Origin of the sequence: Mesorhizobium sp. M2A.F.Ca.ET.039.01.1.1 (assembly GCF_003998035.1) — a bacterium.
Lineage (GTDB): Bacteria > Pseudomonadota > Alphaproteobacteria > Rhizobiales > Rhizobiaceae > Mesorhizobium.
This window is the reverse complement of the sequence record NZ_RZRY01000014.1, coordinates 1-15,833: the sequence shown is the minus strand read 5'-3', so window position 1 is coordinate 15,833 and position 15,833 is coordinate 1. Positions and strand designations below refer to the sequence as shown.

Genomic DNA, 15,833 nt, shown 5'->3' with positions numbered 1-15,833 from the left:
ACCTCTCGCGACAAGCTTCCAATGGTTGGCCGCAAGAGAGGCTGAGACATGTGTTGGATCGGCGATCTAATAGCCAAGCGCGCACCCGTCCATGCGCGGATCCGAGCCTCCGATAAGCACTCCTTCGGACCAGTCGATCTTTATCATTTGTCCGCCGCCGAGCGGCTCGATTGGCTGGACGATCCGATGGCCGAGTTTTCTGAGCCCCTCGACCGTATCGATCGGAACGCCGCGCTCGACCTGAGTTTCGCCCAGCGAATGGAAGACGCGGGGCTGATCGATCGCCTCCTGCGGATCGAGTCCGAAGTCGACGACGCCCGTCAACACGTGTGTATGTCCAAATGGCTGATAGTCACCACCCATGACGCCGTAGCAAAGGAATGGCCGGCCGTCCTTCGTGGCGAGTCCGGGCATGATCGTGTGGAGGGGGCGCTTGCCCGGCCCTATCGCGTTGGGATGAGCGGGATCGAGCGAAAAGCCCATGCCGCGATTTTGAAGGGTGATGCCATAGGTCGGCGCGACCCGGGTTGATCCGAAGCCCCAATAGACGGAGTTGATGAAGCTGACGCAGTTGCGATCGCGGTCGACGACCGTCAGGTAAACAGTGTCCGATTTGCGCATCAGCGGCGGCGGCAGATGGTCTGCCACACGATCGCGGCGGATCTCATTTCGTAGGCGTGCGGCGTAATCCTTGGACAGGATTTCATTCACTGGGAATGCGGCATGCCGCGTGTCACAGACAAAAGCATCACGATCACGGTAGGCCAGTCTGCCCGCTTCGATTTCAAGGTGGAGGCGTTCAGCGCTCATGGGCTCGAGCGCCGCCAGATCAAAACCCTCGAGGATGTTGAGCATGAGGAGCGCGGTGATGCCCTGGTTGTTGGGCGGAATCTGGCAGACTTCCATGCCCCGGTAATCCGTCCGGACCGGCTCGACATATTCGCCTGCGGCGATCTCGAAATCTTCAATTGTGTGATGGCCACCCAGACCGCGCAGATAGCTCACGATGTCCTGAGCCACGGGCCCTTTGTAGAATCCATCTCTGCCTTTGGCGGCGACCAGGCTGAGCGCGTCAGCCAGGCCTGGGTTGCGAAATACCTCCCCTGCCCGAGCGGCCCGGCCATGCGGAAGAAAAACGCGGGTTGCATTGGGGTCGCGCCGCAACCGCGGTTCCTCCAAAGCCCAATCTTCCGCCACCCGAGGGTGAACCGGAAATCCATCCCGCGCAAAGGCAATTGCCGGAGCAAGAAGCTCACCGATCTCCTTGCGTCCATGATCCGCCACGAGCCGGGTCCACGCATCAATCGCGCCCGGGATAGTAACGGCATGCGGGCTTGAATCCTCAAGTTGGCCATGGCCAACGGCGAGTTCGTCAGCTGGAAGCCTGGAAGGTGCTCGCCCGGAGCCGTTGTAGGCAACGATCTGATCGGTGCCATTCTTGGCCATGATGACAAAGCAGTCGCCGCCGATTCCGGTTTGCTGCGGCTCCACTACTGCAAGCACAGCGGCCGCGGCGACTGCCGCATCGATTGCCGCGCCTCCACTTTGCAGCACCTCAATGGCCACTCGCGCCGCATGGGGGTTGTGGGTGGCCGCCATGCCATTCATGGCCATTGCCGGAGAGCGGCCAGGAAGTTGGAAGTCGCGCATCGTGTTCTCCTATCGGCAACGGTGAGAATGAAAGGCGCAAGCCTAGAGCTGCGCCGTCATTCCAATTTGCTTGTCAGTTACAATTGAAAGATGTCGCGACGGCACTTGGCCTCGCGCCCTGTAGACTTCGAATTCGCTTTCCTGAAGCGAAGGAGCACGGCTCTGGAATCACTCCTGGCGCGTGAAACACTCTTGGTCATGGCTATGCCAGCCCAAGCTTTGCCGCCAGGCCAATGCGCTGCATCTTGCCCGTGGCGCCCTTCGGAATTTCGGGCACAAAGACCACACGTCTTGGCACTTTGAAGTCCGCAAGCCGACCAGCGGCGAACTCGCGAATATCGCGCTCGCCGGCCTGGGCGCCCTCCCTCAGGACAATGACCGCGGCAACGTCCTCACCGAGCTTGTTATGCGGTATGGCGAAGGTCACCGCCTGATGAACCGCCGGGTGGGCCATCAGGACTTCATCGACTTCAAGCGGGGCGATTTTCTCGCCACCGCGGTTGATGATCTCTTTGAGCCGACCGGTAAGGCGAAGAAAACCATCATCGTCCAACACGCCCTGATCTCCGGTGCGAAACCATCCTTTGGTGAACGCCTCGGAGTTGGCCTTTGGATTGTTCTCGTAACCGCGCGTCACGTTAGCGCCGCGTGTGACAATTTCTCCTACCTGTCCCAGAGGAAGCAATCTCCCGTCTTCGGACATGATCGCTACCTCGGGTCCCGCGGCGAGGCCGACACTTCCTGGCTTGCGCTGGCCTGGCGGCAACTGATTGGACGTCATCTGATGAGCGTTCTCAGTCATCGAATACGCTTCGATTACCGGACAGCCAAAAACCCGCTCCATTTCGGCGAAGACGGGTGCCGGCAAAGATGCCGAGCTCGAACGGATGAATCGCAAAGGATTGGCCCCAATCGTTTCCGCATTGCCGCTGCTGCGGGCGAGGATCGCCTGGTGCATTGTCGGCACGGCCGTATACCAGGTCGGTCTAGCCTCGCTCATCCAGCCGAAGAACTTCAGGGCGTTGAATCCGGGCGTGCAGAAGACGCTGGCGCCAGCCGACAGGCTTGCCAGTACAGCCGCGACCAGACCGTGAATATGGAACAGCGGCATGATGTTAAGGCAACGGTCCGACGGCCCGAGCTTGAGCGTCCGCACGATATTTGCCGCTGAAGTCAGGAGGTTCGTGTGACTAAGCGGTACTATTTTAGGTCTGGAGGTCGTACCCGAAGTATGCAGGACCAGCGCGACATCCTCAGAATCCGCCGGCCCCGGCGTGGTGGCCGCCGACGGCGCGCCCGACAGATCAAAGAGCCCCGCTGGACCCTCCGTTCGCGCATGCAGGTGGATTATCGGTATCCCGACACGCACAGCCGCAGCAAGTGCGGGACTGTTGCTGCCGGCTGCGACGAGAAGCGCCTTCGCCTTGAGATCGTCCAGGTAAAAGAAGAACTCGTCCTCGCGGTAGGCTGGATTGAGTGGAGCTGTCGTACAGGCGGTTGCGCAGGCGAGGAAGGCGGCAACCATCTCTGGGCCGTTATCAAGAACGATCGCGAGCTTGTCACCCCTGCCAACGCCAAGATTGTTGAGCGATAGGACCGTTCGATCGACAAGAGCCAGCAGTTCTCCGAAGGCGACGTCCGAGCGAGCAGGAGCGCCAATTGCTTGCCCCCCCGAGGTCGCGGAACTCAGAATATCGCGGATCGTGTTCATGCGTACCGCTCTCACTCTTTCCTGCTGATGACCCGAGACAAAAACGCCGCGGTTCTTTCATGAGCGGGCGCGGTGAAGAATTGCTCCGGAGGAGCGTCCTCAATTATCCGGCCGCCGTGCATCATTATCACGCGGTTCGCCACCTCGCGCGCGAAGCCCATCTCGTGGCTCACCACAATCATGGTCATCCCCTCGCGGGCGAGTTCCTTCATGACGTCCAGGACTTCGCCAATCATCTCGGGATCGAGCGCACTGGTGGGCTCGTCGAACAGCATGAGCGCGGGACGCATAGCCAGAGCGCGGGCGATGGCGACACGCTGCTGCTGGCCGCCGGAGAGTTGCGTGGGATAGGTATCCTCTTTGTCGGCCAGGCCAACGCGAGCGAGAAGTGCGCGGCCGGTTCGAAGCGCTTCCTCCCGCGGGATCTTGCGCACGTGAATCGGCGCTTCAATGATGTTCTCGAGAGCCGTCAGATGCGGAAACAGGTTGAACAGCTGGAACACCATCCCGATCTCGCAGCGCTGGCGGGCAATGTTGCGCTCGCTGTCTTCCACAAGCTGACCGTTGCGCTCGCGGTAGCCAATCAAATGGCCGTTGACCTCGATGCGACCTTTCTGGATCCGCTCCAGATGGTTGATGCAGCGTATGAAGGTGGTCTTGCCCGACCCCGATGCGCCAACAATGACGACCACCTCTCCCTTACGAACGGTAAGATCGATCCCCTTGAGGACATGAAGATCGCCGAAGTGTTTTTCCACCCCGCGCGCGGTGACAATGGCGGGCTCAGCCGCCGGATCATCGCTCATCGCGGTTCTCCAATCTGGCCAAAACCGAACAGGCGCCGATATCCCCTTGATCCAACTTTGCGGGCCGCTGCCGAGGCAGGATCGCCAAACCGTGACTCGAGGCGCTGCTGTACGAAGCCCCAGAGCGTGGTGAGCGTCAGGTAGTAGCAGGCGACCACCATATACAGCTCAAAAACACGAAAGGTTACAGAGGTTACCATCTGCGTTGCGAGCAGAAGTTCGGGAACGCCGATCACGCTCAGCAGTGTTGTGTTTTTCAGCATGCTGTTGAACTCGTTACCCAGGGGTGGGACAACCACGCGTGCTGCCTGCGGCAGGATAATGCGGCGCATGTAGAGGCCATAAGTCATTCCCAGGGACTTTGATGCTTCCGTCTGGCCTATAGCGACGGAATTGATTCCCGCGCGAATGATCTCCGCCATGTAGGCAGCTTCGTTCAGCGTTAATGCAAGGATTCCCGCCTGCATATTGCCGGGAAGGACCGCAAAACCGAGATCAATATCCTCGAAACGGAAAATGTTCGCGGCAGCCAGACCGGTGTAAATGAAGACGATCTGCACCAACAATGGCGTGCCGCGAAAACCCCACACGAAGATCCGTGCAGGCACTTGTAGTATGTGATGCTTCGAAATCCGGGCCAAGGCTATGAAAAGCCCCAGGAGCGTTCCGAAGCCTTGGGAAATCACGCTGATGCTTAAGGTCAGCCAAAGCCCATGCAAATAGACGGAACTTGGCCGGAACAGGTATTCCCAAAAAACGCTCCATTCGAAGTTCATGGTGACCGCCTACTCGATGGCGTCCCCTTCGAGTCCCCATTTCGCGAGCAACTTCTTGTAGGTGCCGTCGGCCTTCATCGATTCGAAGGCCTTCTGAACGGCATCATGCATCTCGGTCTCACCCTTGCGGGTGGCGATGCCGGTCTTGATCTTGGCGAACGGCTCACCGCCAATATCGAAAATATGGCCAGCCTTCTGAAGGAAGAAAGCAGCCGTTTCGAGGGTGGTTCCGTAGACATCCACCTGGCCAATTTGCAGCGCCTGACGGGCATCGGAATCCTTGGGGAAGACCGTGACCGTTACCTCGGGTTTCCCAGCCTCCTTGAATTTCTTGTTCTGTTCCTCCAGCAGGCTCTGGATCGTCGTGCCATTGTCCACAGCAGCCTTGAGGCCTGAAAGATCCTCAAGCCCCTTGACGTTCTTCGGATTTCCCTTCGGCACCAAGAGCGACTGGCTCGAATACATGTAGTTCGTGAAATCCACGACTTCGCGGCGCTGCGGCTTGTCGAAAAGCTGCGACAGAATGGCATCGCACTGCTTCGCCAGGAGAGCCGGAATGATCGCGCTGAATGCAGTTTCCTTCCACTCGACCTTCACCCCCATCCGCTTCCCGATCTCGGTGCCGATATCGACATCCAGACCACCTAGAACCTGATTTTCATCATAGAATCCGAGCGGCGGATTCCCGAATTCCGCGCAATACGTGATCTTGCCCGCCTTGGCGATATCCGCCGGCGGCGTCACTTCCGATGCATGGGCAACGCCAACCGCGAAGACGAGCGCGATGGCACAACCGGCAGTTTTGGAAACACGAGACATTTGACAACCTTCCCATTCTTTATCGGCCCAACGATTTGGACCATTGCGTATTGGTCTATATCCCGATAGTCTTATGTTATGATTTTCGCTATCTATTCCCCAACGTATAGGCCCTGTCAACATGGTGGGCGCTTGCCGATTGAAATAAACCAATATGGAATGGTCTAAAATGAAGAGATCCGACTACGCTCACCAGAAGCTTGACGAAATGCTGCGGGAAAATCGCTTCCAGCCGCAGAGTCGACTTCCGCCGGAACGAGATCTGGCGCGTCAGCTCGACGTCAGTCGTATGGGGCTGCGAGTGGCGCTTGATCGGCTCGAGGCGGAAGGACGAATCTGGCGTCATGTCGGTCAAGGCACTTTTGTTGGTCCGCGTCCCGAAAAAGCGCCGATACAACTGTCGTTCGTTACCGCAAACACGAGCCCGGCCGAGGCGCTCGAGGCACGACTGGCGATCGAACCCCAGATCGCCCGAATGGCGGCGTTGCGCGCGAGCGAACTTCAGATCTCCGATATGTTCGTGCTTGTTCAGAAGGGAAGGGTCTCGGGAGATCCCGCTGCGTGGGAATCCTGGGACGGGCAGTTCCACCGGGCGCTGTGTCTCGTCACAGGCAATCGGCTCCTGCTTTCCATCTTCGACAGCTTCAACGCAATACGACGGCAAAGGACATGGAACCAGCTTCGTCAGGCCGTGCTCACGCCGGAGCGGCGGGAGCATTATGCGCAACAGCACAAGAATATTCTCGATGCGATCAGCGATCGCGACGCTGTGCAAGCTGAATTGGCTATGCGCGCGCATATAGAAGACGTAGCACGCAGTCTGCTCGATCCCCGTGGGTAAGCGAATATGCGGGTTCACCTGCCGTCGAAAAAGCAGCTGGACCAGCTTGCCTACCGGTCGAGTGTCAGTCGCGATCGGAACTTCCACGACGGCTAGACGTGCTTTCCACTTTTGCGCAACGTGATCCCTTGACCGCACATCGATAGGTGCCCTCGAGGGGAGTGGCCAAGGCAGGATAGGCTTAGGCATTCAAAGGCAGAGCCTTGCGGTTAGCGCAATGCCAGTTGCTCAGTTCCGGCCGATGATGTCTTGGCTGCGCGATTCATCTGTTGTGTCGCCGATCGGGCTTGTCAGATTAAGTAACAACGCCAACACGACAATACCGACAAAGGCGGCGAAGGTGCTGGCGGCAGCGAGCCATCGCAGAGCTGCCTCGTCCACTTCCACCGGAGCTTTGCCGGTTTGGTGCCATGGGCCGGCAACAACGTAGCCAATTGCTCGTGCGATCATATAAGGACACTCCTGTTCCCTACAGGAGCATTCATACGAGATCATCGCTGGTGCGGTCGATGCGAGGATTGCGCTGCAAACATTGACGAAATTCAAAGTGTTTGGTTATGGGCTTCGCGCGTTCCAGAACCACCTGAGTATCGGCCGATCCCAATTGCTTTGCGCTGGTGGTTAGCGTGCATCAGGTTCGAGGAAGCGCTCAAAAACCTTCGAGAAAGCTGCAAAAGCCGGGGCCTTCGGAGCGCTTTTGGAAATCGATGTGGCCCATTGATGCCGGGATCGGTAGACGAGGGATTTACATTCAACCGGCTTCAGTTCGCTTCGTTCCACCCAATACCTTGCGTAGTGCTCAGGCAGGAACCCCACATACCCTCCTGAAAGTAGCATCACCAACATCGCTTCCATGTTGTTGATTGTGGCGTGGTAGCGCAAGGCAGGAAAGTACTCCTCGTCGAACGGCTGCCGGTATCCTCTCATCACGAAGGGGTACTTCAAGACCTCGTCCTCCAAGACCTCCTCGGCCGTTTTGGAAAACAGCGGATGACCTCGGCCGACAAAAAGGCGATGGGTCTCTTCCAGGAGAGGCCTGAAGTGAATACCGCCAATGTCGCGGACATAGGGTACGATCGCGCCGTGCATGTGGCCCGACAGGATTGCCCTCTCAAGGTCAAGCCGATCTGAAACGACGAGCTCCACATGGACATCATGGTCTAGCTCGTTGAACTCCCTAAGAGCCAGTGCAAGCGGAAAGCGCGGATCCATCGTGAGGCAATCAACCATGCCGATCACCAGCCGACCAGCGAGCCGTTTCTTAAGCCCTGCCATGCTGCCAGCGAAGTCATCGAGCTGGGCAAGCATTCGCTTGGTTTCCTCGTAGGCTGTGCGGCCTTTTTCGGTAAGACGAAAACCGCTCCGGCCCCGTTCACACAAACGAAAACCAAGCCGCTTTTCCAAGTCGGACATATGCAGGCTGATCGTTGAGTGTCCCACGTTCAACGTAATCTGGGCGCCTGTATAGCTTTCGGCCTCCACTACGGCAACGAACACCCGCAGCAGCCTGAGATCCAGGTCCATCACCCTCGTTGGCATCCGGCTCTCCACGTTGTTACATTGAAAAACGCTCAAACGAACTCAAGAGCATTCACCTTCTCTCCGAAACGACAAACTGAGATTGGTGCTTCCAACGTGTCAAGACAGGGAGATTGATCGTGGGAATAGTCGCACAGCCAAACATTGCCGATCACAAGATCCTCAGTGTTGCCGAGCACACCGAGCATGTCACCTTCCAGCCGACAGTTCGACCGACGGCCCGTGGCTATCAGTTGCCAATGATCTCCCATGACCGCCTCGCCTTCTCACCGGAAGAATTCGTCAGGCGCTATGACCTGATCCAATCCTCAATGGACGATCTGGGGCTGGACGCGCTCCTCGTGCGTGGCCCGGAAAACATTACCTATTTCTCCGGCTACGAAACGCCCGGCTATTACCGTTACCACTGCATCGTCGTGCCGAAGGACGGAGAGCCGGTCTTTCTCGTTCGGGACTTCGAGTGGATAAACACACCGGAATTCGCCTGGTCCACGAAATTCGTAAAGGTATACGACTGGGATCACGCACCGAGCGTCACGGCCAATGTCCTCGACCAGCTCGGTCTTGGAAGCAACAAGCGCATAGGGGTCGAAAAGCAGAGCTTTTTCTACACCGTAGACGAGCACGAGACGCTCGCCCGGGCAGCTCCAACCAACGAGTATGTAGATGCTACCCACGTTCTGTGGAACGCCCGCATGATCAAATCAGCGGAAGAAGTCGAGGTGATGCGCAGATCGGCCGCGCTCGTCGATGTGGCAATGCAGGCGGGGTATGAGGCAACACGCCCAGGCGCCACCGGCGACGAGATCAACGGAGAGGTAAACAGAGCGCTGCTGGCGGCTGGCGGAGAATACATGGGTCTGCCTCCCTTCGTGCTCGCTGGAGAACGCAGTTGTCTGCCCCATCAGACGGGCGGGAAAAATGCGCTGGGTAGGGACGATCTTATGTACTTTGAGATTTCCGCTTCGCATCGCCGATATACGGCAGCCTTGATGCGTACGATCTTCCTTGGCAAGCCCAAGGATGAGTGGCTAAGGGCCGCGCAGGCATGCATCGACGCTACGTCCGCAGCGCTTGCGTTTATCAGGCCAGGCGTTTCCTCGCACGATGCCGATACTGTCGCACGCGCAGTCACCACCAAGGCGGGCTTTGCGCCCTACCACCGCAACCGTCTGGGCTACAGCATTGGCGTTAGCTATCCGCCGGATTGGGGCGAAGGCGAGATCATTTCCCTGCAGCAGAATGAACCCCGTTTGCTCCAGCCCGGCATGACTTTCCATATGCCGCCACTTTGCCTGAAGTATCGTGAGTACGGCATCGGGTTCTCGGAAAGCATTCTGGTGACCGAAAGCGGCTGCGAGAGGTTTTCGAAACTTCCGAGGGAAATCGTCATAAAGGCCTAGGATGTCAGGTGATATTCGCGCCTTCTTGAACCTCGACCGTCTTTTGGGCGACATTCGGACGCTGGCGGGTTTTGGTGCCGTGGAAGCAGGCGGGATTGATCGTCCCGCTTTCTCCCCTGCGATTGTCGATGCCGAAGAATGGCTGATGCAGGCCATGCGCCAAGCCAGCATGACGGCGCACCGCGATGGTGCCGGCAACATCATCGGTCGGCTGGGCCCACAGACCGGCAGAACGTTGATATGCGGGTCCCATATCGACACCGTGCGCGGCGGCGGCTCGCTCGACGGGACCCTCGGAGTGCTGGCGGGTCTGGAGTGTGCCCGCGCAATCGCCGCCAACGGATTGCAGCCGTCCGCCGGATTCGAGGTCGTCGCATTCGCGGATGAAGAAGGCGCTTACCACGGCTTGCTGGGTTCCAAGGCGATGGCCGGAGCGCTGGAGCCGGCCGACATTCAAGACAGCGGCACCTTGGCTATGGCCATGCTGGCAGTCGGTCTTGATTTCAGCGCAGTAAGCAAAGCTGCGCGCAAGCTGGACGAGGTGGAGGCCTATTTGGAGCTGCACATCGAGCAGGGCCCGGTGCTCGAGCGCTTGGGGCTGGACATCGGCATCGTAGACGCCATCGTCGGCATGGATCTGTCCAGCTACACCTTGACAGGCAAGGCGAGGCACTCGGGGTCGACACCGATGGCCGACCGCCAGGATGCGCTCGTCTGTGCAGCCTCGGCAATCCACAGCGCCATTGCGGCAATGGTTGAGGAAGGTTTGGCTGACGCCGGCACCATGACGTTCGGCAATCTGCGCGTCAGTCCAGGGTCAACGAACGTCGTTCCAGGGCAGGTGATCGTAGACAGTGAGGTAAGAGCCCAGGATCGCGAAACCATCGCTGCCCTCAGATCCATCGTCGACAGGGCCTTTCGGTACGCAGCCGGCCAAGCCGGGTTGACGACGGTCAGAGGTCGTAACGTTATCGATCCACCTGCTCCCCTCTCGAAGGGGTTGCGCGACCGTCTCTTCGCCATCGCCGCCAAAAACAATCTGCAGTGCGCGCTGCTGTCGTCTGGTGCTTGTCACGATGCCCAGGTCTTCGCCAGCCGTGACGTGCCGACGGCGATGATATTCATCGAGAGCAAGGGCGGTATCAGCCATCACAGCGACGAGCATTCGACGCCGGCCGCGATCCGCGCGGGCGCCGAGTTTCTGCTTCTCGCGGTTCATGACTTGCTGGTTCGCGGGACGCGGTAAGGCGAACCGCAATGTGTGCGGCGCTCATCACAACCGCTTGCCGGGGCCCGAACTTTCACCTCTGAGCAAAGTATCGCGCAGCAGATTCGACTGGCCCGACAGCCGATTCAGCATCTCATTTTCGGCCTGCTTCGCGACAATCAGACGTCAAGGCGCTGGGGCGCCAATTGCTTGTGCGGGATAGCCAAATGAAGACTTATCGTATCGCACTCATCCCTGGCGATGGTGTGGGCCGCGATGTCACAGCCGCAGCTTGGCAGGTCCTCGGCAGGGTCGCTGACAATTCTGGTTTCAAGTTCCAAGGCACGGAATTTGCTTGGTCGTGCGCCTTCTACAAGGAAACAGGAGCAATGATGCCAAACGATGGCATCGAGGTCCTGCGAGCTTTCGATGCTATTTTGCTTGGCGCCGTGGGCTGGCCGGCGCTGGTCCCGGATTCCGTCTCGCTGCACGGGCTGTTGTTGCCGATCCGCAAGGCCTTCTCGCAATATGCCAACATCAGGCCGCATCGCCTGTTGCCTGGTGTGACTAGCCCGTTGCGGTCGCAAGACTTCGATATTCTGTGCATCCGTGAGAATACCGAGGGCGAGTATAGCGGCGCGGGCGGACGTATCCATCAGGGCACAGATGGGGAAGTTGCCGTGGAAACGTCCATCTTTACGCGCCGCGGGGTGGAACGCATCCTGCGTTTCGCGTTTGAACAGGCACGAGCCCGTAGAGGCAGGCTTGCCTCGGTGACAAAGTCGAACGCCCAGAAATTCTCGATGGTGTTTTGGGACGATGTCGCCAGGGAACTCAGCTCCGAGTACCCCGATGTTGCCCTGACCAGCTATCATATCGACGCAATGGCTGCGCGGATGGTTATGGCCCCGGAAAGCCTCGATGTCGTAGTGGCTTCCAACCTCTTTGGCGACATCCTCACCGACCTCGGGCAGCCATTCAGGGCGGGTTGGGCTTCGCGGCATCGGCTAACATCAATCCGGAACGCACCGCGCCATCAATGTTCGAGCCCGTGCACGGCTCCGCTCCGGACATCGCCCATCTCGGCATCGCGAACCCGATCGCGACTATCTGGTCCGGGGCGATGATGCTCGACCATCTCGGAGAAGCGGGAGCGGCCAGGCGCCTCATGAGCGCCCTGGAAGCGACGACCGCGCGAGGCATCGCCACCGTCCACGGCAAGGACAGAACTGACGCTATCACCGCCGCGGTTCTCACCGCGCTCGATTGACCAAGGGGGCCGCTATGCACGGTTTGAAAGACAAGGAACTGTTTCGACAGGCTGGGCTGATTGCCGGCGCATGGGTTCCTGCCGTTTCGGGCAAAACGTTGCCCGTCACTGATCCGGCCACGCAGGTAGTGATCGGCACCGTTCCCGCGATGGGCGGTGTGGAAACCAAGCTGGCGATTGAGGCGGCCGCTTCTGCCTTCGAGGCGTGGAGGAAGACGACGCATGCCGAGCGCGCCGCGCTGCTGGAGGCATGGCATGCACTGATGATCGAACATCTCGACGACCTTGGACTGATCCTGACCACGGAGCAGGGTAAGCCCCTGGACGAAGCAAGGGGAGAGATTCGCTACGGCGCATCGTTTGTGAAGTGGTTCGCGGAGGAGGCCCGCCGCATTAACGGCTGCACCATCCCCTCGCCTACACACGGCCGCCGGATCGTGGTCCTCAAGGAGCCGGTAGGCGTTTGCGGCATCATCACGCCTTGGAACTTTCCGAACGCGATGATCACGCGCAAGGTTGCGCCAGCGCTCGCGGCCGGATGCACCGTGGTTGTCAAACCGGCGCAATACACGCCCTATTCCGCGCTCGCCCTCGCGGTGCTGGCAGAGCGGGCAGGAATTCCTCCTGGCGTGATCAACGTCGTCACAGGCCAACCGGGTGAGATCAGTGAGGAGATCATGGCCAATGAGACGGTACGCAAGATCTCATTTACCGGCTCGACCCGAATAGGATCGCTGCTAATGCGCGGTGCATCCGATACCGTGAAGCGTCTTTCACTGGAACTCGGCGGCAACGCCCCCTTTATCGTCTTCGATGATGCCGACCTAGATCTTGCCATTGAAGGGGCGATCGTCTCCAAATTCAGAAATGGTGGTCAGACGTGCGTCTGCGCCAATCGCCTCCTGGTACAGGACGGCGTCTATGATGTGTTCGCGAAGAAGCTTGCGGTGCGCGTCAACGCAATGAAAGTCGGTCCGGGCACGGAAGCGGGGGTCGCGATTGGCCCGATGATCAACGACGCCGCCGTTGCCAAGATCCGGGAGCACGTCGAGGACGCGCTGGCCAAGGGCGCCGAAGTCATCACCAAGGAGCACGACCTGCCGAAAGGATCGCAATATGTCGCCCCGGTCGTGCTGACCGGCGCGAAGACCAGCATGCTGCTGGCCAGCGAGGAGACCTTCGGTCCGGTCGCGCCACTTTTCCGCTTCAAGACAGAAGAGGATGCCATAGCAATTGCCAACGCAACGCCATTTGGGCTCGCCGCCTATTTCTACACTGAGAACCTCAAGCGCGCCTGGCGCGTCGGCGAGGCGCTCGAGTTCGGCATGGTCGGTCTCAACACCGGTGCGATCTCGACCGAAGTCGCACCTTTCGGCGGCGTCAAGCAATCGGGTCTCGGTCGCGAGGGCTCGCAGGCAGGCATCGAGGAATACCTTGAAACGAAAGCATTCCATTTCGGCGGCTTGAGCTGATTCATCGGCGGGCATCAGGAAACTCCCCACCTCAAAGGGGCTGCCCGGCAGCCCCTTCTTTTTTGCTCTGGCAATGCCGCTCGCGAGCGGGGCTGGCGACCCAACAAGATGCTGCGTCGATCGACTCGAGAGATCAAGATTGCGCAAAAACGCCCCCGTTCAAAAAGATGTTCCAAGTCGATCGCGCTAAAGTTCGGGAAGGTTTTCGCCCCAAGTACTTATCTGGAGATGCAGAATGTTCAGCAACTCACTTGTGGAACTCGACCGTGCTCATCTGGTGCATCCGGTTGCCTCATATCGAGGCCACGAAAGGATGGGTGTTCGGATCCTCAAAAACGCCAAGGGCGCAACCGTAACCGATGCTGCCGGTCACCGATTGATTGATGGTTTCGCGGGCCTATGGTGCGTCAACGCCGGTTACGGGCAGGAGAGTCTCATCGAGGCGGCGACGCGCCAGCTCAGCGAACTGCCATACGCGACCGGCTATTTCAGCCTGGGATCCGAGCCTGCCATACGACTTGCGGCCGAATTGGCGGAACGTGCTCCGGGCGATCTCAAGCACGTCTACTTTACGCTCGGTGGATCGGACGCAGTCGATAGCACGGTGCGGTTCATCCGCTACTATTGGAACGCGAATGGGAAGCCGGAGAAGGATCAGTTCATTTCGCTCGGGCACGGCTATCACGGCTCTTCCACGGTCGGTGCCGGCCTGACGGCGCTTCCGGCGTTTCACGCCGGGTTCGGCCTGCCCTTCGATTGGCAGCACAAGATTCCTTCACACTATGTCTATCGCAATCCAGTTGGGACGGATCCTTCCGCCATTATCGCAGCCTCGGTGAAAGCGCTCGAGGCCAAGATTGCCGAGGTGGGCGGGGCTGAACGCGTCGCCGCATTCTTTGCAGAACCGATTCAGGGATCCGGGGGTGTGCTCGTGCCGCCGGCCGGCTGGCTGAGGGCGGTCCGGAAACTCTGCCAGGACAAAGATATCCTTTTCGTAGCGGACGAGGTCATCACCGGGTTCGGTCGCACCGGACCGCTGTTTGCGTGCGAGGAGGATGGCGTCGTCCCCGACCTCATGACGGTGGCCAAGGGATTGACCTCTGGGTATGTACCGATGGGGGCGGTGTTCATGAGCCATAAGGTCTACGACGTCATTGCTGATCGCGCAGGCGAGAATGCCGTCGGTCATGGTTACACCTATTCGGCGCATCCGGTTTGCGCCGCCGTCGGTCTGGAGGCTCTGCGACTCTACGAAGGCGGGCTGCTGGATAATGGGAGGCGCGCGGGAGCCCGCCTCATGGCCGGTTTGGAAGGCCTGAAAGACCATCCCCTGGTAGGAGACGTTCGCGGACGAGGAATGCTCGCTGCCGTGGAACTTGTCGTCGACAAGGAGCGCAAGCCCCCCCCCCCCGCCACAGCCGAACCGGCGCGGCGAATTTTCGACAGGGCCTGGGACAACGGGCTGATCATCCGTGCGTTTCCCCAAGGCGTACTCGGCTACGCCCCGCCGCTATGCTGCACCGATGCCGAGATCGACGCCATCGTCGCAGCGACGCGCAAAACGCTCGAACAGACCCTAGCTGACAAGGATGTTCGCCAAGCCATGGCCTGAGCCCTGCCGCGACTCATTTTGGGAAAAGTGTTGGAAGTGGAATATGGGTCCTGGCGATGGGAGATTTGAGCACGACAAAACTGAAGTACTTGTCGATGCCGGCATCGACGCCAGTCAGCCGCTCCATGATGGTCTGGTACTCGCTGATACCAGCGGTGACAAATTTTAACAGGTAATCGTAACCGCCGGACACCAAATGGCACTCGATCAGCTGCTCGATCTTTTCGACCGCAACCAAGAATTTTGCAAAATCGATCTGGCGATGGTTCTTCAGCGTGACTTCGGTGAAAACCGTGAGGGTTTGCCCCAGCTTGGCTACATTGATGAGGGCTGAATACCCCTCTATGTAGCCGTTGTCCTGCAATCTCTTCACCCGCATCAGGCAGGGGCTCGGCGTAAGGTTCACAAGCTCGGCCAAGTCCACATTTGTGACGCGGCCATTTTTCTGTAGTTCATGGAGGATCGTGATGTCGATCCGGTCGAGTTTTATGCCCATTTCTTGCCCACTCGCGCTGGGGGCCTCATCGTTTCAGATACTCGGATTGATCTGTTGCACCCTAACGGAGACGAGGACGCAGCGTGGCTCGGTTCGGCGGCGATCCCGGATGCTGAAGGGCGCACAGCGCAGCTGTGCGACCTTCGTCCGCCGCACCTAGTATCCAACGCGCAAGTCAACCCGGCCTGTTGGTTCCTCGCCACGATCGAACTTGTTGAAGTTCTCTAGCAT

At 59.1% G+C, this 15,833-nt stretch carries 13 protein-coding genes and 1 pseudogene; 6 read left to right on the top strand and 8 right to left on the bottom strand.

The genetic code is table 11. From position 1 onward, the window contains the following. Window positions 1-66 precede the first annotated feature (66 nt). The 5 genes from ggt to EOA24_RS02880 form a co-directional block, all read right to left on the bottom strand. Window positions 67-1,650, bottom strand: a complete 1,584-nt coding sequence (gene ggt, locus EOA24_RS02900; protein WP_127409558.1) for a gamma-glutamyltransferase — start codon at window positions 1,648-1,650, stop codon at window positions 67-69. Between the two features lie 202 nt (window positions 1,651-1,852). Beyond that, complete coding sequence (locus EOA24_RS02895; protein ID WP_127409557.1) at window positions 1,853-3,361, bottom strand: acyl--CoA ligase; 1,509 nt, start codon at window positions 3,359-3,361, stop codon at window positions 1,853-1,855. An 11-nt stretch (window positions 3,362-3,372) separates the two neighbouring features. Further along, window positions 3,373-4,167, bottom strand: a complete 795-nt coding sequence (locus tag EOA24_RS02890; protein ID WP_127255367.1) for an amino acid ABC transporter ATP-binding protein — start codon at window positions 4,165-4,167, stop codon at window positions 3,373-3,375. Further along, the gene (locus EOA24_RS02885) at window positions 4,164-4,943 is read right to left on the bottom strand and encodes an amino acid ABC transporter permease (RefSeq protein ID WP_127390904.1); all 780 of its coding nucleotides are present in this window, start codon (window positions 4,941-4,943) and stop codon (window positions 4,164-4,166) included. Before EOA24_RS02885 ends, EOA24_RS02890 begins: the two co-directional genes overlap by 4 nt. A gap of 9 nt (window positions 4,944-4,952) precedes the next feature. Then, window positions 4,953-5,762 carry an ABC transporter substrate-binding protein gene (locus EOA24_RS02880; protein WP_127409556.1) on the bottom strand — a complete coding sequence of 270 codons (810 nt, stop codon included), beginning with the start codon at window positions 5,760-5,762 and terminating at the stop codon, window positions 4,953-4,955. Window positions 5,763-5,931: 169 nt separating this feature from the next. Here EOA24_RS02880 and EOA24_RS02875 point away from each other — a divergent pair, with 169 nt between their 5' ends. Continuing rightward, on the top strand, window positions 5,932-6,603 hold the full coding sequence (locus EOA24_RS02875; RefSeq protein ID WP_189353827.1) for an FCD domain-containing protein: 672 nt from the start codon (window positions 5,932-5,934) through the stop codon (window positions 6,601-6,603). Between the two features lie 228 nt (window positions 6,604-6,831). Here the strand turns inward: EOA24_RS02875 and EOA24_RS02870 are convergent, their stop codons facing one another. Together EOA24_RS02870 and EOA24_RS02865 are read right to left on the bottom strand one after the other, a co-directional pair. Then, entirely contained in the window at window positions 6,832-7,053 is a 222-nt protein-coding gene (locus tag EOA24_RS02870) for a hypothetical protein (RefSeq protein ID WP_127255375.1), read from the bottom strand. A gap of 171 nt (window positions 7,054-7,224) precedes the next feature. After that, window positions 7,225-8,127: a LysR family transcriptional regulator gene (locus tag EOA24_RS02865; protein ID WP_189343283.1), complete on the bottom strand. Its 903-nt coding sequence runs from the start codon at window positions 8,125-8,127 to the stop codon at window positions 7,225-7,227. A gap of 134 nt (window positions 8,128-8,261) precedes the next feature. On the opposite strand from EOA24_RS02865, the gene EOA24_RS02860 reads away from it, so the two are divergent. From EOA24_RS02860 to EOA24_RS02840, 5 genes and pseudogenes are all read left to right on the top strand, one after another. Next, window positions 8,262-9,545: a Xaa-Pro peptidase family protein gene (locus EOA24_RS02860; RefSeq protein ID WP_127409554.1), complete on the top strand. Its 1,284-nt coding sequence runs from the start codon at window positions 8,262-8,264 to the stop codon at window positions 9,543-9,545. Window position 9,546: 1 nt separating this feature from the next. After that, on the top strand, window positions 9,547-10,791 hold the full coding sequence (locus EOA24_RS02855) for a Zn-dependent hydrolase (RefSeq protein ID WP_127409553.1): 1,245 nt from the start codon (window positions 9,547-9,549) through the stop codon (window positions 10,789-10,791). Window positions 10,792-10,979: 188 nt separating this feature from the next. After that, window positions 10,980-12,022 (top strand): annotated as a pseudogene (locus tag EOA24_RS02850) (tartrate dehydrogenase). Between the two features lie 14 nt (window positions 12,023-12,036). Beyond that, window positions 12,037-13,494, top strand: coding sequence for an NAD-dependent succinate-semialdehyde dehydrogenase (locus EOA24_RS02845; protein ID WP_127409552.1), 1,458 nt, complete (start codon window positions 12,037-12,039; stop codon window positions 13,492-13,494). Window positions 13,495-13,729: 235 nt separating this feature from the next. Next, a complete protein-coding gene (locus EOA24_RS02840; RefSeq protein WP_127409551.1) occupies window positions 13,730-15,106 on the top strand; it encodes an aspartate aminotransferase family protein in 1,377 nt (458 codons plus the stop codon). 13 nt (window positions 15,107-15,119) lie between these two features. On the opposite strand, the gene EOA24_RS02835 is transcribed toward EOA24_RS02840, so the two are convergent. Beyond that, window positions 15,120-15,596 carry an Lrp/AsnC family transcriptional regulator gene (locus tag EOA24_RS02835; protein ID WP_126083581.1) on the bottom strand — a complete coding sequence of 159 codons (477 nt, stop codon included), beginning with the start codon at window positions 15,594-15,596 and terminating at the stop codon, window positions 15,120-15,122. Window positions 15,597-15,833 lie beyond the last annotated feature (237 nt).